The 23,351-nt window shown below is 58.1% G+C and carries 18 protein-coding genes and 1 pseudogene; 6 read left to right on the forward strand and 13 right to left on the reverse strand.

Going from position 1 to position 23,351, the window contains the following annotated elements; all coding sequences use genetic code 11:
* Positions 1-416: 416 nt before the first annotated feature.
* The 4 genes from PMI21_RS18800 (at position 417) to PMI21_RS0128020 (ending at position 5,415) form a co-directional block, all read left to right on the forward strand.
* Positions 417-2,084, forward strand: coding sequence for a VPA1262 family N-terminal domain-containing protein (locus PMI21_RS18800; protein WP_007936673.1), 1,668 nt, complete (start codon positions 417-419; stop codon positions 2,082-2,084).
* The gene (locus PMI21_RS18795) at positions 2,077-2,709 is read left to right on the forward strand and encodes a hypothetical protein (protein ID WP_007936675.1); all 633 of its coding nucleotides are present in this window, start codon (positions 2,077-2,079) and stop codon (positions 2,707-2,709) included. Before PMI21_RS18800 ends, PMI21_RS18795 begins: the two co-directional genes overlap by 8 nt.
* Before the next feature lie 17 nt (positions 2,710-2,726).
* The gene (locus PMI21_RS18790) at positions 2,727-4,631 is read left to right on the forward strand and encodes a hypothetical protein (protein WP_007936676.1); all 1,905 of its coding nucleotides are present in this window, start codon (positions 2,727-2,729) and stop codon (positions 4,629-4,631) included.
* A 334-nt stretch (positions 4,632-4,965) separates the two neighbouring features.
* Entirely contained in the window at positions 4,966-5,415 is a 450-nt protein-coding gene (locus tag PMI21_RS0128020; RefSeq protein WP_033063911.1) for a hypothetical protein, read from the forward strand.
* A gap of 122 nt (positions 5,416-5,537) precedes the next feature.
* Here the strand turns inward: PMI21_RS0128020 and PMI21_RS28775 are convergent.
* From PMI21_RS28775 to PMI21_RS18740, 11 genes and pseudogenes are all read right to left on the reverse strand, one after another.
* Positions 5,538-5,639: pseudogene (locus PMI21_RS28775) on the reverse strand (transposase domain-containing protein); the annotation flags it as partial.
* 932 nt (positions 5,640-6,571) lie between these two features.
* Complete coding sequence (aceE, locus tag PMI21_RS18785; protein ID WP_157214302.1) at positions 6,572-9,250, reverse strand: pyruvate dehydrogenase (acetyl-transferring), homodimeric type; 2,679 nt, start codon at positions 9,248-9,250, stop codon at positions 6,572-6,574.
* 75 nt (positions 9,251-9,325) lie between these two features.
* Entirely contained in the window at positions 9,326-10,084 is a 759-nt protein-coding gene (fabG, locus tag PMI21_RS18780) for a 3-oxoacyl-ACP reductase FabG (protein WP_007936678.1), read from the reverse strand.
* Positions 10,081-11,526 (reverse strand): FAD-binding oxidoreductase, encoded by a 1,446-nt coding sequence (locus PMI21_RS18775; RefSeq protein WP_007936679.1) that lies wholly within the window; start codon positions 11,524-11,526, stop codon positions 10,081-10,083. Before PMI21_RS18775 ends, fabG begins: the two co-directional genes overlap by 4 nt.
* Positions 11,523-12,392 (reverse strand): fumarylacetoacetate hydrolase family protein, encoded by an 870-nt coding sequence (locus tag PMI21_RS18770; RefSeq protein WP_007936680.1) that lies wholly within the window; start codon positions 12,390-12,392, stop codon positions 11,523-11,525. The genes PMI21_RS18775 and PMI21_RS18770 overlap by 4 nt, the downstream gene beginning before the upstream one ends.
* A complete protein-coding gene (locus PMI21_RS18765; RefSeq protein WP_007936681.1) occupies positions 12,380-12,868 on the reverse strand; it encodes an acyl-CoA thioesterase in 489 nt (162 codons plus the stop codon). The genes PMI21_RS18770 and PMI21_RS18765 overlap by 13 nt, the downstream gene beginning before the upstream one ends.
* Positions 12,858-14,687, reverse strand: a complete 1,830-nt coding sequence (locus PMI21_RS18760) for an acyl-CoA dehydrogenase family protein (RefSeq protein WP_007936682.1) — start codon at positions 14,685-14,687, stop codon at positions 12,858-12,860. The genes PMI21_RS18765 and PMI21_RS18760 overlap by 11 nt, the downstream gene beginning before the upstream one ends.
* Positions 14,688-14,717: 30 nt before the next feature.
* Complete coding sequence (locus PMI21_RS18755; RefSeq protein ID WP_007936683.1) at positions 14,718-15,935, reverse strand: beta-ketoacyl-[acyl-carrier-protein] synthase family protein; 1,218 nt, start codon at positions 15,933-15,935, stop codon at positions 14,718-14,720.
* On the reverse strand, positions 15,935-16,165 hold the full coding sequence (locus PMI21_RS18750; RefSeq protein WP_007936684.1) for an acyl carrier protein: 231 nt from the start codon (positions 16,163-16,165) through the stop codon (positions 15,935-15,937). The genes PMI21_RS18755 and PMI21_RS18750 overlap by 1 nt, the downstream gene beginning before the upstream one ends.
* A gap of 46 nt (positions 16,166-16,211) precedes the next feature.
* Positions 16,212-17,240 carry a beta-ketoacyl-ACP synthase III gene (locus PMI21_RS18745; protein ID WP_007936685.1) on the reverse strand — a complete coding sequence of 343 codons (1,029 nt, stop codon included), beginning with the start codon at positions 17,238-17,240 and terminating at the stop codon, positions 16,212-16,214.
* 56 nt (positions 17,241-17,296) lie between these two features.
* Positions 17,297-18,190, reverse strand: a complete 894-nt coding sequence (locus tag PMI21_RS18740; protein WP_007936686.1) for a DMT family transporter — start codon at positions 18,188-18,190, stop codon at positions 17,297-17,299.
* A 154-nt stretch (positions 18,191-18,344) separates the two neighbouring features.
* On the opposite strand from PMI21_RS18740, the gene PMI21_RS18735 reads away from it, so the two are divergent.
* A complete protein-coding gene (locus PMI21_RS18735; protein ID WP_007936687.1) occupies positions 18,345-18,926 on the forward strand; it encodes a helix-turn-helix domain-containing protein in 582 nt (193 codons plus the stop codon).
* A 322-nt stretch (positions 18,927-19,248) separates the two neighbouring features.
* Here PMI21_RS18735 and PMI21_RS18730 read toward each other — a convergent pair whose 3' ends face one another.
* On the reverse strand, positions 19,249-20,538 hold the full coding sequence (locus tag PMI21_RS18730; protein ID WP_007936688.1) for an McrC family protein: 1,290 nt from the start codon (positions 20,536-20,538) through the stop codon (positions 19,249-19,251).
* Positions 20,539-22,560, reverse strand: a complete 2,022-nt coding sequence (locus PMI21_RS18725; RefSeq protein ID WP_007936689.1) for an McrB family protein — start codon at positions 22,558-22,560, stop codon at positions 20,539-20,541.
* A gap of 342 nt (positions 22,561-22,902) precedes the next feature.
* Here PMI21_RS18725 and PMI21_RS0128025 point away from each other — a divergent pair, with 342 nt between their 5' ends.
* Positions 22,903-23,289 carry a hypothetical protein gene (locus PMI21_RS0128025; RefSeq protein WP_033063912.1) on the forward strand — a complete coding sequence of 129 codons (387 nt, stop codon included), beginning with the start codon at positions 22,903-22,905 and terminating at the stop codon, positions 23,287-23,289.
* Positions 23,290-23,351 lie beyond the last annotated feature (62 nt).

A 23,351-nucleotide genomic window follows, 5' to 3' on the forward strand; every position in this document is an offset into this window, starting at 1 on the left:
GCATATCTGAGGGCATGCTTTGGATGGTTTGAAAAGGATGCCCCCAGCCTAAGGTCCAACAGTCCCCTTCTCGAAAATATCATCCGTTACTGTTGTCAAACCGCCATCAAGCGCTATCCGATCACCTCAGTTAATGGCGTTGCGATGCCTGTCCCGACCACCGAGCTTAGTCGTCACCCTCCTCGATCTCCCTCGACAAGTCGCCATTATTCTAGTCAGACTTACTTTCCGGCTACGCCTCGCTGGCAGGATCAGATCTCCAGCGTTTCGTGGTGCTCTCCTTCAATAGCAGGCCTGCCTCCGAGACCGTTAACATTTGATAGCACAATGGCAGCTTGATCAAACTTTGGGTAAAATCGACGCACTAGCACGACAAACCCAGCGACCCGTAAATCGCGCCATAGTAAGAGCCAAACATGGACAGTTTAGAAAGCCTTTCATCATCTTACCAATACAACGATGCCCTTGAGAGCTTTGACTATGCAGTAGTTCGCATTGCCGTGCTGATACCGCCCAAGTCGGATCAAACCGAGAGACCACCCCTCCGTTTATTATATGCCTCGGTTTGGCTCTTGCCACCGGGACGAGAAATACCCTGTAAACGTCATGAAGCGGCAATCAAACGCTTTAAAAAGGAAAAGGGCGGCATCGCAGTTGATCGAATAGTCATGCGAGCTGAAGACGCTATCAGCTGGTACAGAAGCTCATTTGAAACTTTTACTACACCTATTCCTTTCCAGGACTCCCGGGGCTCAGATGGTATTCCTCTGGATGTAGCAAGCCTAGACGATTTTCCTAGGTGGCCGCTCTTGGGTGTACCTATGCAAAGTGAAAGTCTGACCGGGTCATCGGAACGATCTTCTGTCCCTTTCAGAAATATCGGCATCACTCGGTACTCTCGTCGAATCTCCGGAAATCAATCATGGCCAGAGTTCTTGACCCCCAATGGACGGAGAGACAACGCCGACGAGGCCTTTAAGTTCTTGGAAAGACACATGCATGTCGATCTCAGAGAATATCCAGAATACTTAGGCGGCCTCACGCTTGCCGTCCCTGACCTAGACGTTCACTCAGTTAGGCAGTTCATCGAACCGAAGAACGAGGGTTCGGAGTCACTTTACTTCCACTTAAAGCCTCATCCAGGCCAAACCTTACAACACCTTAACCTGACTGTGTTTGAGGGGCAGGAGGGTATGCTGACCTCTTTTCAAACGCTCAAAGTGCCTGAGGATGGCCTAATAGAAATCAAAAGGCCAACCGCTATTGATACTGCAGGATTGGTTTTAGCGCATGAGCAACGCGGTGTGTTACTACAGACACCTATGCGATCATTCTTTCGACAAATGCACTTAACGACAGAGGTCGTTGAGCGACGCGTCAGTGTCACCGTGCCGCAAAACGAGGGTAAAAGGAGCGAAGCAGATCAATATCACACCGAGAAAAAGACGTTAGCTTCCGCCCAGACTTACGGAGATCCCCAGGACAACTCCGATGCCTTCAAGCGGTTGACTGAGGCCCGGAATGAGCGAAATCTAAACCACAGTGCCCGCCTATACGATCAAACGTGGTTTGGCACCGGGCAACGCAAGCCGGCGCTAGATCACATCAGAGCCAAAATTAGAAATGCGCGTGTTAGCGTTTTTATCGCCGACCCCTATTTTGGCGCTACTCAGATCGTGCAATATCTGTTTGCACTTGAGCGCGACGATATTAAAGTTAAAATCCTCACGTCGGACTACGCATTCAGCAAGCCCAAAACATCAGAAGGGGATGAGAGGTCGGCAACCTTGGCGGGCGATGATCTCAGCGCGTTAAAAAGTAATATAGAAAAATTCCGAACCCTGCACAGCAACCCCCTTGAAATCAAGATTGCGCGAACAATCGAGACATACTTCCATGACCGTTTTATCGCTGTAGATGGTCGAGTCTGGATGCTTGGCAGTTCATTAAATTCGATTGGCGTACGACCAACCTTGATTATGCGGATTCCCCATGGCGAAAAAGTTCTAGACCACCTAAGTCATTTGTTTGATAACTCTGCCGCTTTTGAGGGGCTCGCCGAGCGGGACGAATCAGATGCCTAAGCTTTCACCTACTCCCGCAGTGAGTGTCGTCCCGGAAGCTGAGTCTACTCTCAAACCCCAACTCCTGATTCCTTGCGAGCCCCATTATCGCGAAGAAGGAGCGCAGTATTTTCCCGACATTGCCGCAATTAAGGCAAGGCAGAATGTGGAAAGAGTACAAATTTTTGACGAGTTTTCCAATGCTATTCTTGCAGCACAGTCACGCGTATGGATTATTGACAAGCGCATCCTTTCCGACGATGGCAAAAAACCCAAACACAACCAAAGACTCGAAAAGGTTTCAAACTGGTTTCGGGATACCGACCAGCTTAAATCAGTACGTATTTTAACAGGCGCACCGCCCGATCAAAACGAGGCGCTAGATGTATTTTCGGATTTATCCAAAGAGGTCACAGATCGTAGAGGCCCACTTTATCCGCCGCTCGACGCACAGATAAAATTTACAATAAATAAGTTCCCCTACATACATGACCGATTCGCGATAATTGATGATGAACTTTGGCACTTCGGGGCTACCGTAGGTGGGTTTCATCGTCACGTGAATGCTGCCAGCAGAGGATGGGATGTCAACGCTCACAAAGCAATCGACTTCTTTGAGATGGCATGGAAAGGCCTAAGCGACTAATCTAGGAATTTTAATCAATGAACAAAGAATGGTTGCTACCTTCTGCATATGTATCAAGCACTGAGAAGGATTACAACAGTGCATTAGGCCTTATCAACAACTACGCGGCAGGCAATATTGAATACCCTCCACAGCTGATTGCACTCATCGAAAATTATTTTTTCGCTCCTGGGGACGCCAAAACTGCGCTCAAAAATTTTGCCAAGCAGCTGAGTGATACGGATGAGGCTTCGGACATCTTGGACGACGCTGAATCCCTTGCCGTTCTATGTGGGGCAATCATTAGCGTTTGGTCATCTAAAGAAACTGAGGACAGGCTGCCAGCGCTTTTAGCGCTGATTAGGCATTCTTGGTGGCTTGAGCAGCTCTGGCCTGTCGCTACCGCCACCCTAGCCAGATTGAATGAAAGTTTCAGATCCACTGTCGTCACCCTTGCCGCTCAACATTTCATCAATGCTGAAGTTAAACTCAACTCAGAACACCCCGAAGATCCCGCTGATCCATTCACACTAGGTGACATTTGGAGCGGACATATCCGCGAATCACGATCAAACGAATCGAGCTGGTCTTGGGTACGCCTGCTCGCTGAGTTAGACGCTGAACAACTGCTCGCATCGATGAAATTGATACGAAACCCTGTACTGCTCAACCGGGTGCTAGAGAGTCCAGAATTTTACCGCAATTATGTTTTATGGGAATGTTTGACTCTCAGAGCGGCACCCAGTTTTGGGGATGACGGCACTTGGAACGGCGAGATATTGCTTCCGAGCTTGATCAGACATGGCAAATCCATGTTACTTCATGTAGCTGACAGACAAGAGCATCCAAAGGACATACTGGAAGCTCATGTCAAATACCTGCTTGCTCGTCTGAGGGACACTCTTGCACAGCGATCAGATTTTATCGGAATATTTAAGCGCTGGGGCACGTGGATTACTCGTCAGACCCTCAATTTTCCGGCTCATGAGACGCAGCGAAAGACACTCATTGACAGCAATGACCTTCTAATGGCTTTGGCTGACAAAATAGCCCCCTCGTTTTCGCCCGCCACATCAAGCGACCTAGACAACAGTTGGGAGCCTTGGGTCTACCAAAGCATGCTTGCACTTTTGCACTCTGAGAAACCGACCAAATTTTTACCGCCGGACATAACAAGCTTCCTTGGTGAGTGGGATCTCACACTGGAAGAATGGGATTCAGGTAAGGGTCAGAGCCTCAGAGATCACGCTAGGCATTACCATGCGACCCGACCAGGCGACTATGCTTGTAAAGTACTTGGGTACTCGATCGCTCTAAGTGGCGACTTTGCTAATGATTGGTTGAAGATGTGGGACTGCAGCGTTGCACTGAGAGAGATCCTGGAGTTTAGCCCTACAACCCAAACCTCGAAAAATTGGCGCCCCTCGGACGCATCGAGCCTAATGCGGACATTAGTCGATATCGGTCTCGGCATACTTGACTGCACAACCTATGAGCCCGAGACCTTGGATACAGAAGCCTTGGCCAAATCAGCCAAACTCTTCGCTGCGCTATGGTCTGCTACTACTGAAATGCTCAGCATCGACCTATACGGCGACGAATTCTGGGCCCATATACAGCAGCACCTGGCAATACGTCGGATACGTTGGACTATAGAGCCTGGTCAGCCCGCTGAGTCTGGATACCGCGCCTACTTGGACGAGGCAACACATCCGAAAGCGGCAAACTTATTGAAGTTAGTTTCTACAAACACAGGCGCCATTCTCAAGCTTCTGCCACTGCTTGTCCAAAACACCACTAAAGGAAATCTGAGACATCTACTCGCTAAGGCCCAAATCGACATGACAGCACTGGCCTCTAGCGCGCGCAAATATCAGCAGGCGCCGGAAAGAAAATTCAACATTCATCTTCATCACGTCGATTTGATCGAAGAATTGGGATAGTCATTGCTCGTAAGTGGTGTCGAAATATAGAAAAAGCTCGCTTTCAGGAAGCACCGGGCGAAGCGCCCTCACCCGTAGGTGAGGGCCAGCGCAGTTAATGTCTCAGCAATCACAATATGAAATTGGCAAGCCCAATGTAACCGTTCGGGCAACACACCTTCCTGACTCCGTCGCTTGAGGCGATGGCGTTCACCAAATTTTAAGTGGACGCCCATGCCACAAGAACGCCGCTCCTATGTTGCGTTTGCCGTGACCACGTCTAAGCTGCACCAGGGTCTACTGAACAGCAGGTAACGTCTTCGACCCCTAATCGCGACAGGAAACAAGAGGTTGCATGTCGCCCGCTACCCACTCTATTCCCAAAGGTATTGCCATGTTTAACATCTTATCTGAAATGCAAGATGACTTTTCCAAGATCAACATGCAGAAGCTAGATTCCATATTTGAACTTATTGAAACTGAAAGAGCAGCCGCTCTAGAATTTGCCAGAGATCCTGATGGCTTTATACAAAAGCAACTTAATGGTGAACACCTACCAAAAGAAACACATTTCCATATTCATATTGATGGTACAACCTCCCCCGTTGACCAAGTTGAAATCACCAATCGGTTGGTTTTTTCTAGGATCATAAAGCTTCCAGACAACTTGCGGCGGGAGCTTACAAGTTTAGTCAAAGAAAAAAACGCATCACCCTTTGAAATACAGACCGAACTAGTAACGCCCGGTAGGCTCTGCAGAACTTGCCGCTATTGCTCTATCGCAATAGTAAGCTGGGAAAAATAACGAACCAATCCTCTAAAGCTCGATGCTCCGGGGCTAACGCAGCCTGATTCGAATAGAGTTTTTAGCGTACGGGCCGGGAACCGAGCCTCAATGTATGCGTCCGGGCATCAAGCCTTGCGTGATTAAAACGGTTGCCAGTGATGCGGCAGCAACTGATCGATCTCACTCGCCCGCTGTGTCGGCAGGCGCGTGAGCACGTCCTTCAAATAGGCATACGAATCATGTAGGGAGAACGCCGAGAGACGAAATAGCGCTTTTTGTAATTAATTTTTCAAGCGGTGTCTGCAAAGTTGCAGGCGTTACAACTGCTTCAGGCACCTTCCCTTTCTCTTAAACCTGCGATGTAAGCCTCGCGCACCTCAGGCCCTCTCCGGATCAGACTCCGAAGCGACATCGGCAACATCCAGTTGCAAGGATATAGATGACGTGCTTTAAGCCATAAGGTCGCCGCAAACCAATTACACGGATGCAAATGTTGTTCTTTCAGGAGTCCGCTATGGATATGGGTCGATAGCTGCCAGTCGTAGACGATCGCTTTCGCCAGCCAGATCCAGGAGCGTTAACCGACCCGAATCAGTCAACTTGCCGGAAGGTGTTGCGTTGCTTGAACTGGCCCCATCGCCGGAAAGCCAGCTCCCTCAGTCAGAGCGCAAATGTTGGTGCCGGGACGGACTATCTATATTGGGTCGAACGCATCTGCGCTCACTGTATAACTCAGAAAAGTCGGGGTGAACGATGGGGCGGCGAGTGGTAAAAACTTTATGTTCTGACCGAGCGTTGGATGACTGTGGAAGTCCCTAGACAAAGCGATCACTCGCTGATAGTGATCCTCGATCCATCAAGCGTTGCAAGGGGCAAAACTGGGGGTAAATTTCAATTTTTTCTGCCTAAAACCACCGTGCTAGAGCCAAGTCAAAATGTTTTTCGGCGACCCTGAGAGCCTTTGAATCAAACCGGCGCAACGCCTAATCGCTGGCGACCGGGCGCTCACAACGGCCCACAAAAGAGCCGCAGGCACTGCTGCTGAGCCAAATGGGTGGCGACCAGCAGGGTACGCCAGCCCTCAAAGTCGTATGACAGCGCCTGCCACACCAACCACAGCCACAGGTAGCTGTGGTGGAACACCACCCAGGTCAATCGGGGCTATCCACAGCGGTCAAGCATGGCGATTGTCCGTACCGTCCATGGTGCGACGGGCCGTGGCGACCACGTCTGCGGCCAGGTGTCCTTGCTCCACCAGTACCTGCAGGGCCATCAGGCAGATCGCCTGGCTGTCCACCTCGAAATAACGCCGCAGGGCGCGCCGGGTGTCTGAACAGCCGAAGCCGTCCGTGCCCAGCACCTTGAACGGCGCACTGACATAGGGGGCGATGAGTTGTGCATAGGCCCTGACATAGTCCGTCGCCGCCACGACCGGCGCGGCCCCGCCCAGGCATTGTTCAACATGCCCCAGCGTCGTCTGTGCACCGGCAAGGCGCGCGTGCTGGGCATGCCTGGCATCGCGTTCAAGTTCGCTAAAACTGGTGACACTCCAGACCTGCACCGTTACTCCCCATTGCTCGCGCAGCCGGTTCGCCGCCGTCAGCACTTCGTTGAGGATCGCGCCGCTGCCGAGCAGACGCACCAACGGCGCGTCCGGCCCGGCGTCCACTGTGTCGAGCAGGTACATGCCCTTGATCACATCCGCCTCGACACCTTCCGGCAGCGGCCGTTGCAGGTAGTTTTCATTGGTCACGGTGAGGTAGTAAAAGACGTCCTCCTGGGCGGTCAGCATGCGCTTGAGCCCATCGTCGACAATCACCGCCAACTCACCGGCAAATGCCGGATCGTAGGCCCGGCAATTGGGCACCGTAGCCGCGACTAAATGGCTGGAACCATCTTGATGCTGCAACCCCTCCCCGGCCAGGGTTGTACGACCTGAGGTGGCCCCGATCAGAAAACCTCGGGTGCGCTGGTCGGCCGCGGCCCAGATCAAATCGGCGACACGCTGGAAGCCGAACATGGAATAGAAAATGTACACCGGCAGCATCGCCATCCCGTGGGTGCTGTAGGCGGTACCTGCAGCAATCCATGAAGACATCGCCCCGGCCTCGGTGATGCCTTCCTCGAGGATCTGACCATCGCGCGCCTCGCGGTACGACACGATAGAATCCTTGTCCTCGGGCACATAAAGCTGGCCTTGGGGCGAATAGATACCGTACTTGTGGAAGAGATTGGCCATACCGAACGTGCGCGCCTCGTCGGCCACGATCGGCACGATGCGCTCGCCCAACACCGGGGCCTTGAGCAATGTGCCCAGCATGCGCACGAACGCCAGGGTGGTGGACATCGGTTTGCTTTCCCCCGGCGACGCAAACCCGGCGAATGCACCGGCCGCCGGCGTTTCCAGCGGCGCTGCAACGCGGTTGCGGCTGGGCAGATAACCGTGGAGCGCCTGACGACGGCTGTGCAGGTAGCGCATCACCGGGCTGTCGGCTTCAGGCTTGAACAGACGGGCAGCACGAACATCATCGTCGCTCAGGGGCAGCGCGAAGCGGTCGCGAAACGCCAGCAGCGCCTCATCGTCGAGCTGTTTCTGCTGGTGCGCGATCATCTTGCCCTGCCCCCAGCGCCCCATGCCATGGCCCTTCTCGGTCTTGGCCAGGATCACCGTCGGGCGCCCCTTGCAGGCCAGCGCGGCCGTGTAGGCGGCGTGAATCTTCAACGGGTCATGGCCGCCGCGGCGCATTTGTTCGAGCTGGCTGTCCTCCAGGTGCGCAACCTTCTCCAGCAACCGTGGGTGTCGGGCGAAAAAGCGTTGACGCCTGGCCGCACCGTCCAGCGTGGAGAGCGACTGATATTCACCATCGACGGTGATGTCCAGGTAATGCTGGAGCACGCCATCATGGTCCTGGTCGAGCAGTGCATCCCACTCGCTGCCCCACAGCACTTTGACCACGTTCCAGCCGGCCCCGAGAAACTGCGCCTCGAGTTCTTCAATCACTTTACCGTTGCCACGCACCGGGCCGTCGAGGCGCTGCAGGTTGCAGTTGATCACGAAGGTCAGGTTGTCGAGCCCTTCACGTGCCGCCAGGCCCAGCGCCGCGAGCGATTCAGGCTCGTCCATCTCACCGTCGCCGAAAAAGCCCCAGACGTGACGTGCCGACATTGGGCTCAGGTCACGATGCTGCAGGTAGCGCATAAAGCGGGCCTGGTAGATGGCACTGATCGGCCCCAGCCCCATGGAACCGGTTGGGAATTGCCAGAAATCAGGCATCGACCACGGGTGAGGGTAAGAACACAGGCCCTCACCGCCGACTTCGCGCCGGTAGTTACTCAGCTGTCGTTCGCTCAAGCGTCCTTCGAGGAAAGCACGCGCATAAATGCCCGGCGCCGAATGCGCCTGGAAGAACACCAGGTCATTCGTTTCACCGCTGGGCCCTGCGCGGAAGAAGTGATTGAAGCCCACCTCGAACAGGTCGGCCGCCGACGCGTAACTGGCAATGTGACCACCCAGCTCGCCCTGCCGGCGGTTGGCCTGGACCACCATGGCCATGGCGTTCCAGCGCACCCACGCCGCCAACTGGCGCTCCAGCACCAGGTCACCGGCAAAATGCCCTTGCTCACTGTGATGAAGCGTATTGCAGTAGGCCGTACGCAACGTGGTGGACGCTGCGATGCCGCACTGCCCGGCCTGCCTGACCAGGCGCTGCAACAGGTAGCGCCCGCGCTCCACCCCCACCTGGCGCACGACGCCATCAAAGGCGTCCAGCCACTCCCTGGTTTCCTCGGGGTCGGCGTCAACGGGAAGCTGCAGCTCAGCCCCCAGTTGCATGCCCCAAAGTCTGGCATCCATTGTCATGTTGATAGGCTCCGAAAAATTCAAAGTAGTGCGTCGGCACCCGAGTCCGGCGAGTGCTCACCCGACAGCTCAGGTCACCAGGCCGCCATCCACCACCATGACCTGGCCGGTGATGTAGGCCGCATCCTGCGACAACAGGAAGGCCACCACCTTGGCCACCTCCTGCGGGGTACCGAAGCGACGCATGGGGATACGGTTTTCCATTTCGGCCACCCGTCGCTCGTTAAGCTTGCGGGTCATATCGGTGTCGATGAACCCAGGCGCGACGACATTGAAACGCACGCCACGGGCGGCGAATTCGACCGCCATCGAGCGCGTCATACCGATCAACCCGGCCTTGCTCGCGCAATAGTTGGCCTGCCCGGGGACGCCGATCAGCCCGGAAATCGACGCCATATTCACCACCGCACCCTGGCCCTGCTCGACGAACAGCGGCAACACCGCCTGGCAGGCATGGAAAGCGCTGTCGAGGTTGCTGCCGATCACGTCATGCCACTGTTCGGCGCTCATGGCCAGCGCGCTGCGGTCCTGGGTGATACCGGCGTTATTGACCAAGCCTTCGAGGGAGCCAAAATGCGCCACGCAACGCTTGACCGCCTGCTCGATGGCATTTCCATCACGCCCATCGGCGCGCACCGCCAGCACCCGATCGGAGCCCAGAGACGCCGCCAATTGTTCGGCCTGATCAGCGTTTTTGAGGTAGGTGAAACACACGTTCAGGCCCCGTGCCACGAGGTCTACGACCACCGCGGCGCCCAGCCCGCGTGAACCGCCGGTCACCAGAACCGTACGCATTGGGCTACCGGATTCGTTGGATTTATCGGTCATGGACGCGCCTCCCTGGCAGGTGTGTCGAAGGAAAAAATCTTTCCGGGGTTGAGAATGTTGTCCGGGTCCAGCGTGCGCTTGATCGCGCGCATCATCTCGACGGCGCCCGTGCCTGCCTGGTCGACCAGGTAGCCCTGCTTGTGCAGCCCGATACCATGTTCGCCGGTGCAGGTGCCCGAGAGGCGAATGGCCCGTGCCACCAGCCGATCGTTCAGTGACTCGGCCAACGCCCTTTGCTGAGGATCGTCAGGATCGATCAGGTAGCCGAAGTGGAAATTCCCGTCGCCCACATGCCCGACCAGGAAGTACGGCATGCCCGTCGCGTCGACTTCAGCGATGGACTCAAGCAGGCATTCGGCGAGGCGGCTGATCGGCACGCAGGTGTCGGTGCTGATTGCGCGGCAACCGGGCTGCGATTGAATCGCGGCAAAATAGGCATGGTGCCGGGCCGTCCATAGCCGCCGACGCGCCTCGACGCTGGTCGCCCACTCAAACGCCCGACCGCCCCACTCGCCGGCAATCGCTTCCACGGCCTGCGCCTGCTCACGCACACCCAGTTCGCTGCCATGGAACTCCATCAACAGCATCGGCGCCTGCGGCAGCTCCAGTTTGCTGTGCACATTGACCATGCGCACAGTGTTGGCGTCGATCAGCTCGATCCGCGCCACGGCGATACCGGACTGGATGACCTGGATCGCCACGTTCACCGCCTGGTCGATGCTGTCGAACGAGCACACGGCAGCGCAGATCGACTCCGGCACCGGGTGCAGGCGCAACGTGATCTCACTGATGATGCCCAGGGAACCTTCGCTGCCAACCATCAAGTGGGTAAGGTCATAACCGGCACTGCTTTTTTTCGCCCGGGTACCGGTGCGGATGACATCGCCGCCAGCGGTGACCACCTGCAGGGCCAGCACGTTCTCTTTCATCGTGCCGTAGCGCACGGCATTGGTCCCGCTGGCGCTCGTGGCGCACATGCCACCGATGGACGCATCGGCACCCGGGTCGATGGGAAAGAACAGACCGGTACTTTTCAGGGCTTCTTCAAGCTGGCGGCGGGTCACACCCGGCTGCACGGTGACGCTCATGTCTTCGGCGTGGATCGCCAGGACCTGGTTCATCTGGCTCAGGTCAAGGCTGATACCGCCCTGCACCGCCAACAGGTGGCCTTCGACCGACGAACCGGCACCGTAAGCGATCAGCGGCACGCGGTGAGCGGCCACCAGGCGCACGGTCTCGACGATGTCATCGGTGCTGCGGGCGAACACCACGGCCTGGGGCAACGGCGCATCGACATACGCCGACTCGTCGCGGCCATGCTGCTCACACACGGCGGTAGCGGTCGAAAAGCGCTCGGCGAAACGTGCCGCGAGGGCCTTGATCAGCTCGGCCGGTGCCTCACGCAATACGGTGCGAGTAAAGGTCTGGGCGAGTTGGGTCATGTCATCTCCTTATAGAATGCACGGCATACCTGACGCTGCGCGCCCAGGCCGACAACCTCGGCCTCGACCACATCGCCGTCGCGCAGAAACGGCTGGTCCGGCCGCCCCAACGCCATGCCCCCCGGGCTTCCGGTGAGGATCACGTCGCCAGGGTGCAGGGTCATGAAGCGGCTGAGGTAATGAATCAGGTGATGCACGTCGAAGATCATGTCCTCGCTGCTGTCGTGCTGCATGACCTCACCATTGATCCGGCAGATCAGTTCCAGCGCCTGGGGTGACGGAACCTCATCGGCAGTCACCAGATAAGGCCCCAACGGCGCAAAGCCATCGAACGACTTGCCCTTGATCCATTGCCCGCCCCGCTCCAGTAACCAACCGCGTTCGGACAAATCATTGGCGGTGCAGTAACCCAGAATGCAGGCTTCAGCGTCAGTGGGCGTGGCCAGGTATTGGACTCGACGCCCGATGACCACACCCAACTCCACTTCCCAGTCGGTCTTGTCGCCGTCGAGCGGCAGCACCAGATCATCGAAGGGGCCGCCCAACGCATGGACCGATTTGCTCGACACAATCGGTTCTTCCGGCACCGCCATCCCGGCTTCCCGGGCATGCCGGTGGTAGTTCAGGCCGATCGACAGGATCTGCCCCGGCCGCAATGCCGGGCCGATGCGTTCGCGGTCGATGTGAACCTGTGGCAGTTGCGCCCATTCCTGCGTGAAGCGCCGCGACAGCGCCGCCATTGCCGCCACTGCCAGCGCTGCCCCGGCCCAGTCATCGACCCACGCACTGAGGTCGCGCACCGAGCCATCGACGGCGAAGGCGCAGGGGCGCTCGCGCCCCGGTGCGCCGACCCTCAGCAGGCGCATGACAGCGCCTTGCGTGAGTTGAGGAAGCGTTCGAAAAACGCCGTTTCCTCATCGCTCATAGTGCGCGGGTAACGCCCTTCGTAGTTGAATGGCGCCATGGTGGTGGATGCCAGGGCGCACAACGTATCGCCGTCGCGCACTTCATACTCGATCGTTACTGCGGCGGCACGGACTTCGGAGACCCACATATGGATGGCCACCGGTTCGTGGCGGTGGACCAGCGGGCGCTTGTACTCGATCGCGTGCCTGACCACCACCGAGCCGCCGCTGAAGAAGGCATCGCCCTGCTCAGCGCCCAGGCGCCAGATGAAGTCCACCCGCGCTTCCTCGAGCAGGCGCAGGAACGAAACATTGTTGACCACCCCATACACGTCCATGTCGGACCAGCGGACGGGGCATTGATAAACGTGTACGGACATGGAGGTCTGCGCAGTGGCCGAACGCGCAAAGCGTGCGCTGCTGGTATCAGTCGACATTGGCATGCACCTGCTTGCAGAACGCCTGGATGTAGTCGTCCTGCGCGATGGGCGCGCGCAGCAACTCGGGCGACAGGGCAAAGCCGTCGATCAGGGCCGGCACATGCGGACGCAGGGCGGCGCACTGCTGATCGATCACGCCCGACAACGAGAGTGCCTGCCCGGCGTCGATCACTTCGTGGGCCAGGTGCCAGGCCGCGTCACGGCGCAGCAGGTTGAGCCCGTACAGGCATGCCAGGCCACTGAGCGCTGCCTTGGCAGCGTCTTGCTGCGCATGCAACGAAGCTTTCCACAGCTGCTCCAGAGCCACCCGCTCACCGCGCAAGCGCGCGAGCTCCAGGCCCGGATTCATCGCGTCGTTCCACACCTCGAAATAGCCACGTTCGTCGGCGTTCATCTCTTCGCGAATCGCCAGCCACAGTTGGTGTTCACGGTAGGCCATGGCCGCGATCAGCCATTCCGGCTCGGCCAGACGCCGCGGCCGGGAGGGGCGCAGCGGCAGCGAACCTTGCCAGTCCTGGGCCAGGAGTTGACCGGCAACGGTGCCCAGCAACACCAGATTGTCGCCTTCGGCAGTAACCAGCCCCTGCAGCAGCGAACCGTAATCGGCGATGCGATTGGCACTGAAAATGCCTTGGGCGCCACAACGCTCACGGCACTCGGTGATGACGGCGCTGGCGTCCCAGGTGGCCAGGGCCTTGGTAATGTTGATCAGGCTGACCACATCGGCGGCGGGCTCACCCGTACCGTTCAGGAAACGCGCCTTGGCTTCGTTGAGCAGCAGCGTCATCGCATAGGTGCTCGCCAGGGCCGAGAACAGCGCACGCTGGTAGCTGCGGTACTCGATGACCGGCATGTCGTTGGTCCCGGGGGCGTTGGTCAACCGCTGCTGGCCATAGCGCAACGCGATGTACAAGCTCGCGCGACTTGCGCCCTGGGCGGCACTGGCCACGCACAAACGGCCTGGCACGATCCTCGACATGGCCCGCAGGAAACGCGACCTGGCATTGCCTGCGCCGAGTAAGAAGCTGCCGTCTTCGGCGAAGTGGCCCATGTCGCCGTGCAGCAAGCTGCTACGAGGCACACGCACGTTGTCGAACCAGGTCAGGCCGTTGTCCAGCCCTTGCACCGGTTTCTCCGGACACAAGGCCGCGCGGATGCCCGGGCACAGGCCTGCCTCGGTGGACAGCCTGATCAGGAAGGGGAATACGCCGTGATCCTTGCCTTCGATTTTCAGACGCGCCATCACTGTGGCGACTTTTGGTATATCGCCGAACCCGCTGTAGGACATGTACTTTTGCGCGCTCACACTCGGCGTATTGAGCGTGAAGGTCTGGCTGTGGCGGTCATACACCGCCTCGGTCTGCAGCGCCGCAACGTTATTGCCATAACCCAGTTCGGTCGCCATGTAGGGGCCGAACGAGGTCAGCTCGTCCAGCGCCTCGGTCAGCCCGGCAATGTCGGGACGGCCCTGGGCATGTTCAAACACCGTGCCCAGGCACAGGTTGTAGTGGACCATCAGCAGCGAGAAGCTGGCGACGTCCAGCAGGCTTGGCCATTCGGCCAGGGCAAACAGCCGACGCGGGTTGGCCAGAATCTGCAGCGGGCGTTCCAGCGCCGCGTGCACATGGCGGCTGCGGGCGTAGGCCAGCCGCCCGGCCTGCTCCATGTTCAGGCCCGGCTGCGGGTCGAAGATCGGGTCGAGCAGCACCTCGCGTATGCTCTGGTGATGGCTCTCGAACGTGCCGGCGAACAGCAGGTCGCGCAGTTCGTCGCGCGCCAAGGGGGCGACAGTTCCCGGGATGCTTGGATGAGTCATGACATGTCCTGTGCAGTGAGCAGCGAGGTCTCAGGCGGCGAACACCAGTGAGACATTCTGGCCGCCAAATCCGAACGAATTGGAAAGCGCCACCTTGATTGGCTGCGCGCGCGCCTGGCCCTGGACCAGGTCAACCGCTATCTGCGGGTCGGGGTTGCGCAAGTTGGCCGTCGGCGGCACCAGCCCGTGTTCAAGCGCGAGCAAGGTGTAGGCCGCCTCGATGGCGCCGGCGGCGCCCAGCAGATGCCCGGTAACACCTTTGGTCGAACTGACCAGCATGCGAGCACCGAACAACTCGGCGATGGCTTGCGACTCGACCACGTCGTTGCCCGGCGTCGACGTGCCATGGGCATTGACGTAATCCACGGCGCCGGCCTCGATACCGGCATCGCGCAGCGCCGCCTGCATCGCCAAGCGGGCACCGAGCCCTTGGGGATGGGGCGTGGTGACGTGGTGAGCATCCGCCGATGCGCCATAGCCGAGCAGACGCCCGCGGTTGCGTGCACCTCGGGCCCGGGCATGCGCCTCGGACTCAAGGACGAACATCCCCGCGCCTTCACCGATGACGAAGCCGTCACGCGCAGCATCGAACGGGCGTGATGCGCCGCCGGCATCGGTGTTGCGCGACAACGCCCGCATCTTGGCAAACGCTGAGACATACAGCGGCGTAATCGGTGCTTCCGCACCGCCGGCCACCACGATGTCGCATACCCCGCGGTTGATCAGGTCCTTGGCCATGCCCAGCGCCGAAGCGCCGGACGCACAAGCCGAACACAGGGCCAGGCACGGGCCGCGGGCGCCCAGCTCAATGGCAACCTGCCCGGCAGCCATGTTCAGCAGGCCCATGGGCAGGGTCAGCGAGGAAATATCGTCAGGCCCTTCGGCGAGCAGCACGGCGTGCTGCTGCTCCAGGGTGGCGGTGCCCCCTGCCCACGAACCAATGATCACCGCCACGCGACTCTCATCTTGCCAGCGGCCGGCCTCGAGACCGGCATCCTCCAGGGCCTGGCGCGCCGCCAGCAAGGCGAACTGTGCATAACGGTCCCACTGCCAGGGGTTCTTGACGCCCAGCAAGGCGCTGTCAAAACTCGGCACACGGCACGAGATCCCCACCGGCATCGCTTCGAGGGTCTTGTCCGGCGCGGCCGTGGCTTCACCTGCCACCACCCGCTGCCAGTTCGCCTCGATGCCGATGCCGGCAGGTGTGACCAGGCCGATACCGGTCACAACCGCAGCTTCGGCGACCATCACGCCTTACCGTTGGCCAGCGCCAGAACATCGCCGACAGTGGCGACCTCCGACAGCTGTGCATCGCTGATCTGCACGCCGAGTTTCTTTCTCAGCAACTGGGCCAGGTCGACCTGCGACAGCGAGTCGAAACCCAGGTCCTCAAGGGAAGCATCGGGGACGATGCGGCTTTCTTCGATGTTGAAACGCGCGGCAATGGCTTGGGCGATAGCTTCGTTACTTACGGTCATCACATGACTCCTGTTGTGCGGAACTGTAGGTTGGGAAAAATCTGAATCAGTCCTGCCACTCGCTGTTGCGGGTGGTCAGTTGTGGCCAACGCAACACGGTCGAGCCCCACGAAAGGCCTGCACCGAATGCACTCACCAACACACGCTGGCCGGCCTTGAGGTCGCCGCGCAGGGCCAGGTCGTTGAGCAGCAGCGGGATGGAGGCGGTCAGGGTGTTGCCCAGCCGCTGGATATTCACCGCCACCTTCTCTGCGGGCAGGCCCAGCTCGAAAGCCACGGTTTGCAGGATGCGTACATTGGCTTGGTGACCGACGAACCAGTCGACCTGGTCCATCGACCAGCGCGCGCGGTCCAGCACGCTCTGGGCCGACGTGGACATACGCGCGACGGCCTGTTCATAGACCGCACGGCCATCCATGTGCAGATAGAACTCGCCCGGCGCTACTGCGTCATGGCCCAGCCCGGCGCTGGCCGAACGCTGTCGTGAGCCGCCGGCTGGAATTGCCAGCAGGTCCGAACGGGCACCGTCGCTGCCGAGGTCGAAGCAACCGAGCGCGCCGGCCTCGTCCGCCTCGCCACGGCGCAGGACCACGGCGCCGGCACCGTCACCGAAGATCGGCCGAGTGGCACGGTCTTGCGGGTTGACGAAGGTGGTAAAGGCTTCCGCTCCGATCAGCAGGACACTGTCGGCGATACCCGCGGCAATCAGCCCGGAAGCGGTGGCCAGCCCATACACGAAGCCGCTGCAGGCAGAGGTGATGTCATAGGCGGCGATGTCGCCCAGGCCCAGTGCCGACGCCACTTCTGGCGCCACCGCCGGGCAGATGCGCTCCGGCGAGGTGGTCGCGACCACCACCGCCTGCACCGCCCGCCCACCTGCCGAGGCGAGGGCACGGGCGCCGGCCTTGAGTGCCAGGTCGAGCATGCTCAATCCGTCACTGACCATTCGGCGTTCACGAATGCCGGTGCGCGATTCTATCCATTCGGGCGTGGTATCCAGCCCACTGGAAATTTGATGATTGTCAATTATCTGAGGCGGAAGACAGCCTCCCAGGCCACACAGGATCACAGTCACGATCAACTCCCTTGATTTAACGATGGTTCAGATGGCGTGTGGTGTCGCGCCAGGCCCTACGTCACTTCCTGACGCGGAGCGCGGCCCAGCGACCAACCGAAGTTCATGCCCGCAGCCGCCAGCAGGATGGCGCTCGTGCCAATCACTTGCAGGACGCCGAGCGGGTGGGCGAAGGCAACCCAGTCGACCAGGATGGCGACGATCGGATAGATGAACGACAGTGCCCCGACCAGCGCCGTGGGGATTTTCTGGATGGCGCTGTACAGCAGGGTCGACATGAGCCCGGTATGGACCACGCCGACAATGATCAGGTAAGTCCAGGCGCCCTCGACCGTATCGACCCTGGTGAAGTCCACGAACGGTGCCAGGATCAGCACGCCTACCACCATCTGGATCAGCACGATCAGGTGCGCGGGTAAGTCCTTGAGGCGCTTGGTGATCGCCGCCGCCACAGCGTAGAAGAAGGCTGAAGCCAGGGCCAGACAGACACCCAGAAGGTAATCGGAGCCGGCTGCCTGCCCACTGCCCTTGGCGGACACGATCAGCATCAGACCGGCGAAGGCCAACAGCAACCAGCCGACCTTGGCGGCACTGAGGCGCTCGGCGAAGAACAGCACACCCAGACCGACCAGCATGAACGGCTGAACGTGGTAGACCACCGTCGCAATGGCGATAGAGGAATGTTTGTAGGCACTGAACAGCAGCACCCAGTTGAGAATCAGCGCCACCCCGCCCAAGCACACCAGAATGAGCTGCCGGGCGTTGATCAGGGAGCGGCGCAGCACCCCGAGCACCAGGCACGCAACCAGCATCGCCATGGCGCCGAACAAGCAACGCCAGAACACCACGGCCTCCGGGCTCTGCCCCGACATGATGACGAACCAGCCCACCGTGCCGGAGATCACCATGGCCGAAATCATTTCGAGCGTCCCACGGGTTTGCGACTTCATCACTCACTGCTTCCTTGCTGCCAGCATTGCCGTAACCTAAGCCGCCATTCGCGGGGTTGGTTCGGCAAAGCAAACTTTATAATGAACTAATGACCACTATACTGAACAAGGCGCCTGAGAGCGTCAACCCATTTCAGGATGATTTACAAAACAAATGACTGACATAACGAACGCTCTACTGAGAAATAACCCGAGCCGAATCGATCTGCTGGCCCTTTCAATCAAACGCGAGCGCCTGGCCGCCGGGCTTTCCTTGACCGAGCTGGCGAAGCGCGCCGGGGTGGCGAAGTCGACCTTGTCTCAATTGGAGTCGGGAATCGGTAACCCCAGCATCGAAACCTTGTGGTCGCTGGCGATGGCAATGGGCTTGCAAGTCACCCGGTTCTTCGAGCAACCCCAGCAGACCCTGCGGGTGATTCGCGCCAACGAGGGTATGACGACCTATGCCGAGACTGCCAATTATGCAGCGACACTGCTTGCCGATTGCCCGGCGGGAGTACAACGCGATATCTACCGGCTCAAAGTGCAGCCCGGCGAAGTTCGGCTGTCTCAGCCCCACCCACTGGGCACCGTAGAGCACGTGGTGCTGTGCAGTGGCAGTGCCCATATCGGCCCGGCGACTGGACCTGTATTGCTGAACGCTGGCGACTACATCAGCTACCTGGCGAATGTGCCTCACGTGTTCGAAGCACTCGAGGCGGACACCACTGCGGTGATGGTGATAGAGCATTCCTGAGGTGGGTGCCATCGACACGGTGGGTATCCGCGTCTTGAATCACCCTGAATTTTCTAGACGCCCTGACAGCTGTGCACGATGCCCCTGACTCCAATGTGGAGTTAACAGAAACCATTAGAACCCTAATGGAATTCTGCAAGCACTCGCCATTTTCGTTCGCTCGTGTATCACGAGCGAGTGGGGGTAAAAGTGGGGGCGTCACTAATTTTTTATCACCTGAAACCACCGCCCTAGAGCCAAGTCAAAATGTTTTTTGGCGACCCTGAGAGTCTTTGAGGGCATCGGAAGTCAGGCCCAATAAGCCCAGATACAGCGTGAGTGTTCAGCCGCAGAGGTACTGATTCAGGGGTGACACCTCTGGCAGCAGCAACTTGCAACTTTCAAAACAAAACGGAAGGACCCAGAGTTTCAAATCATTTGAGCACCTGAAGTCGAACACAGGCAAAGGTTCAGTAAATGAACCTGTCCATGGGTAGATCAACACGACATTCCCGGCGCCCTTCAAATAGAGGTGTGCATAGGCGTGGAGCTGGTAGAAATCGGTCTGGCTGAGCAGGTATTTTTCGCGGCTGTTGCCTTTTACGCTATCCAGGAGTTTCCATTTTGTATCGAGCACCAAGTGAGACTGCGCACCCTGCTCAATCAGTAAATCCGGCTTCAGACGAAACCAGTCCTGCTCATTGTGGCTCACCAGATACTGCCTGCTGATCTGGGTCCGCAGGTTAAAACCCTGCCGGACCTGGCCTGCCAAGTGCTTTGCCACATAGGCTTCGAACACTGCCTCCATGGGAAACAGCAAGGACGGAGCATTGTGCTTGCCCGCACCTGTCACCGGGCTGTCGCCCTCCAGAATTAACTTTGCCCAATCAAGCGCGGGCTTGTAATAGTCCATGCCCCGGTCCAGCCGGATACGCTTAAGGTCCTGGGCAACATCGGCGCACACCGGCACGTCGGCAAACACAAAACACAACTCTCGTGCCAGGCGCTGATTGCCGGGCGCTTTGCACATTCCCAGTGTTTTGAGCAGTGCGCCATGAATCAGCCTGTTTTCAGCGCGGTCCTGGGTGAACTCATCGTATTCGGTAAAGAATCGGTCACGGCGTACCAAATTCTCCGAGAGATGACGTGCCATCACCAGTTTGCCGCGCAGGCTGGACAGGTTTGCCTGGCGAGCGGTGTAATCACTGCGCACGCCGCGCTTCACAATGTGCCCCACTGCCTCGAGAAATTGTTGAAGGAACACTTCGAGCAACGGCATCTGTTCCGTTTGAAGATCAGCATTCAGCGTCCTGATGTGACGAAAACCCCGCAGGCACTTGAGCATCTCGATCAGTTTTCTGCGCGCCATGGCCGAAGACGTATTGCGACCGATCTTGGGCAGGATCTCTATCTGAAAACCGCAGGGGGCACGTAGCACGCCAACGTAATTGCAAACCTGAATTGCGCGCTGCCCCCGTCGACTTGTGAGCTTCAACCAGACTGGCGTGCGCTCACCGGTGGCCAGGCATTGCTCTTCCAGCCAGGCGAATACGCGCGCGGGGACGGCCTTGCCATTCAAACCGTCACCCGGCCCGACCAGCTTGTCGTACTCGAAAATCTGTACGGCGGTCATTCAGGACAGCGTCGCATAGATGTCGATATAGGCTTGCGGGTTATCAAGCGCACCTGCATTCAAGCGGTACTGAGGCCTCATCGAGTATTCATCCAGTTCGTGACTCGAACCGAACAGTCCCTTGAAGCCTTGGTCGGCTTTCAGCGCCTGGACAAATTGAAGCTCTGCTGCCTTTTGGTTGTCGCCCAATACCAGTCGGATTTTCTGCCAATCATCGAAGAAATATTCCTCCAGCAGCGGAATGATCCGCGTCCGGAAGATCCCGGCCAACGCCGCGAAACGCTCTTCGGGCGCAGCCTTTTTCAACGCAGTGAAATACGCATGCCCGACGGTATGCTCCCGGTCATACAACGCTTCAATGCGCTTGTTGAGTGCAGTCAGCAGTTGATCGAGATGGATTGTATGCCCCCGCTCAGACACCACGACTTCGGCCAATACGGAAGGATCGGGCATCAATTCGATGAATTCGAAACGTCGGCGCAACGCCGTATCAACCAGCGCCAATGAGCGATCGGCGGTGTTCATCGTACCAATCACGTCGACGTTTGACGGAACGCTGAATGGCTTGCCCGAGTAGGGTAATGTCAGCGTCACCTCGTACTCGGCCCTCTCGCGCTTGTCGACTTCAATCAGCGTGATCAACTCGCCAAAAATCTTGCTGATATTTCCGCGATTGATTTCGTCGATGACCATCGCATATTGCTGATTTAGATCGGCCCTGGCCTTTTCGCACAGCCGTAGGAAAGCGCCTTTTCTGATCTCGTAGCGAACGTCTCCTGATGTCGCTGCGGCTGCCTGGTCATCTGTGCTCTGGTCTTCACTGTCGACAATCACCGGACGCAGCCCTTCGACGAACTCTTCATACCCGTAGGATTGGTGGAAGGTGACAAATTCGTAGCGTTTCACCTCGTCGGTGGACGTGTAGTCTCTGCGGAGCAACTCTTGCAACATCCGGGTTTTGCCGGTGCCGGGAGGGCCAAAATAGATTTGATTGCGTGGGGCGATTGTTCCCTCGGACAATCCGAAGCTATTGGGCTGCTCACCCTCCTCCCTGCCGGCCTCCTCTTCGCTGCCGTACTCGTCTGGCCAGTAACCAATGCGACTGGAGTGTTGGCCCCGCTTGGCCGACACGCCGTTTTTGTCGGCATTTGCTGCCTCGACTGACGCCACCAGTTCTTCACTCAGGTCCTGGTTTTGCGATATCGAATCCAGGCCGTCGAACGATGCCCATCTGACCGACACACGATCCGCTCGCACAAACAACACACCAACCGATGACCCCCTTGTCGCGCTCTTCTCCTTCCCGCCGAATACCAGTTGAGAGTTAGTGGACTTTGTAGACCACCAATCAAAACCCAGTTCATGTATCGCAACGGCCAACCGTGCAAACAACTGCGTCATCTCGTGGCTCCAGTTCGGCTGCCGCTCTCTGAAATCCTTGCTTACCTGGAAGTGCCGCAACAGTTCCACCACGCTCGATGTGGTAGTCAAGCCCAGCTGGTCAGCCATGTCGTCGTATCCAATTCCAAATTTTGTAATAGACGCCGCGCTCCAATCGACAATCCCCTGAAAGCCAAGCGCCAGGCCGTCCTCAGTAGGCAAGATTGCAACAATGGGTGAAACGTGAACAGGCCCGCGCAGCTTGTTGTAACGGTCACGCAACGCAGCACCTTCGATTTTTGTATCGACCAGATCAAGTTTGACGACGAATCCCTTGTCGGCATCAATGCCTACGGTATAGGCCAAGCCTTGGGGAGAGTCTGCCTGCGGATAGATACGGGCCCAGTTGTAGCTCAAAAACTTTTTGTGCCACTGGTCTATAGGCCTGCGAATAACTTTGGGAGCAATGCTGTCCGGGAAAACACGCCATCGCAATTCATTCGCCCACTGCTTGGTGATGTCATAAGCTTCGCGCAATTGGCTGTAGGCTTGTCGGTGAGAAGCGTCGGTCTTGTCAAAGACCTTGTCGCGCCAGCCGTTCAAACATTTGAAATGGTCGCGGGTGAAATAGGTTGGCACCACGTGTTGCTATTCCTTCCTTGAAGATGATTGCATGGTGCCATTACCGCTGATACCTGGATAGAGCGCTTCGAAATGTTTTGGGGGCATGGACATCCCCGCAATGGCCACCAAGACGTCAGAGGGTCCCTGTCAATGTCGATTGAGTACGACGTGCAATCGGGGGCAAATGTGGGGGCAGTTCCGATAATTCTCGGCCTAGAAGCATTGATCTAGAGCAATGTCAAAATGTTCTTCGGCGACCCTGAGAGCCTTTGAGCCCTTTGGCAGTAACGGTTAGAACACCACACGCTGCGATAGGGCGCGCCGCGACCCTGCTTTTAGCGCAAGCCCGCGGTACCCCGAATGCCAATGATCACCGTAGGCCGGGCACGACAGCCAATTGAATGGATCGCGCGCAACGCAGATGCCTGGATCTGGTCGGTGTATGACCCTGCCCAAGTGGCCCAGGTGATTGCAGCGCTGCGCGAAGCAGCAGGAGATTCAGTCCCGCCGCCCTACGGCTACGCAACTTTTTTCGACCTGGCAACAGACCCTGATGCCCCGGAGCAACGTTTCCACAATGTCATCCGCATGGGCCGTAAAGCACTGATCGAAAAATGGTATGCCCAGCAAGAAACCGGTGTGACCCACATCGCACTGAACATGAAGCCGTCTCATCGCCACGCGGAAGATGTGATCTCTGAGCTGGCCGAGCATGTGTTACCTCTATTCAATGCCCATGCCCGATAGCAAAGTTTCTCTACCCCCATACTCCAGGCTGAGATTTCCGTCATGCCCTACGATAATCACAG

Origin of the sequence: Pseudomonas sp. GM18, assembly GCF_000282195.1 — a bacterium.
In the GTDB taxonomy this organism is placed as follows: Bacteria; Pseudomonadota; Gammaproteobacteria; order Pseudomonadales; family Pseudomonadaceae; genus Aquipseudomonas.

Excerpts from the sequence above, each read along its gene's own strand:
- fabG (WP_007936678.1), bottom strand. The coding sequence starts at position 10,084 with ATGACCGATAAATCCAACGAATCCGGTAGCCCAATGCGTACGGTTCTG.
- PMI21_RS18790 (WP_007936676.1), top strand. The coding sequence starts at position 2,727 with ATGAACAAAGAATGGTTGCTACCTTCTGCATATGTATCAAGCACTGAG.
- PMI21_RS0128025 (WP_033063912.1), top strand. The coding sequence starts at position 22,903 with ATGCCAATGATCACCGTAGGCCGGGCACGACAGCCAATTGAATGGATC.
- PMI21_RS18750 (WP_007936684.1), bottom strand. The coding sequence starts at position 16,165 with ATGACCGTAAGTAACGAAGCTATCGCCCAAGCCATTGCCGCGCGTTTC.
- PMI21_RS18795 (WP_007936675.1), top strand. The coding sequence starts at position 2,077 with ATGCCTAAGCTTTCACCTACTCCCGCAGTGAGTGTCGTCCCGGAAGCT.
- PMI21_RS18735 (WP_007936687.1), top strand. The coding sequence starts at position 18,345 with ATGACTGACATAACGAACGCTCTACTGAGAAATAACCCGAGCCGAATC.
- PMI21_RS18770 (WP_007936680.1), bottom strand. The coding sequence starts at position 12,392 with ATGCGCCTGCTGAGGGTCGGCGCACCGGGGCGCGAGCGCCCCTGCGCC.
- PMI21_RS18730 (WP_007936688.1), bottom strand. The coding sequence starts at position 20,538 with ATGACCGCCGTACAGATTTTCGAGTACGACAAGCTGGTCGGGCCGGGT.
- PMI21_RS18765 (WP_007936681.1), bottom strand. The coding sequence starts at position 12,868 with ATGTCGACTGATACCAGCAGCGCACGCTTTGCGCGTTCGGCCACTGCG.
- aceE (WP_157214302.1), bottom strand. The coding sequence starts at position 9,250 with ATGGATGCCAGACTTTGGGGCATGCAACTGGGGGCTGAGCTGCAGCTT.
- PMI21_RS18775 (WP_007936679.1), bottom strand. The coding sequence starts at position 11,526 with ATGACCCAACTCGCCCAGACCTTTACTCGCACCGTATTGCGTGAGGCA.
- PMI21_RS18760 (WP_007936682.1), bottom strand. The coding sequence starts at position 14,687 with ATGACTCATCCAAGCATCCCGGGAACTGTCGCCCCCTTGGCGCGCGAC.
- PMI21_RS18800 (WP_007936673.1), top strand. The coding sequence starts at position 417 with ATGGACAGTTTAGAAAGCCTTTCATCATCTTACCAATACAACGATGCC.
- PMI21_RS18740 (WP_007936686.1), bottom strand. The coding sequence starts at position 18,190 with ATGAAGTCGCAAACCCGTGGGACGCTCGAAATGATTTCGGCCATGGTG.
- PMI21_RS0128020 (WP_033063911.1), top strand. The coding sequence starts at position 4,966 with ATGTCGCCCGCTACCCACTCTATTCCCAAAGGTATTGCCATGTTTAAC.
- PMI21_RS18755 (WP_007936683.1), bottom strand. The coding sequence starts at position 15,935 with ATGGTCGCCGAAGCTGCGGTTGTGACCGGTATCGGCCTGGTCACACCT.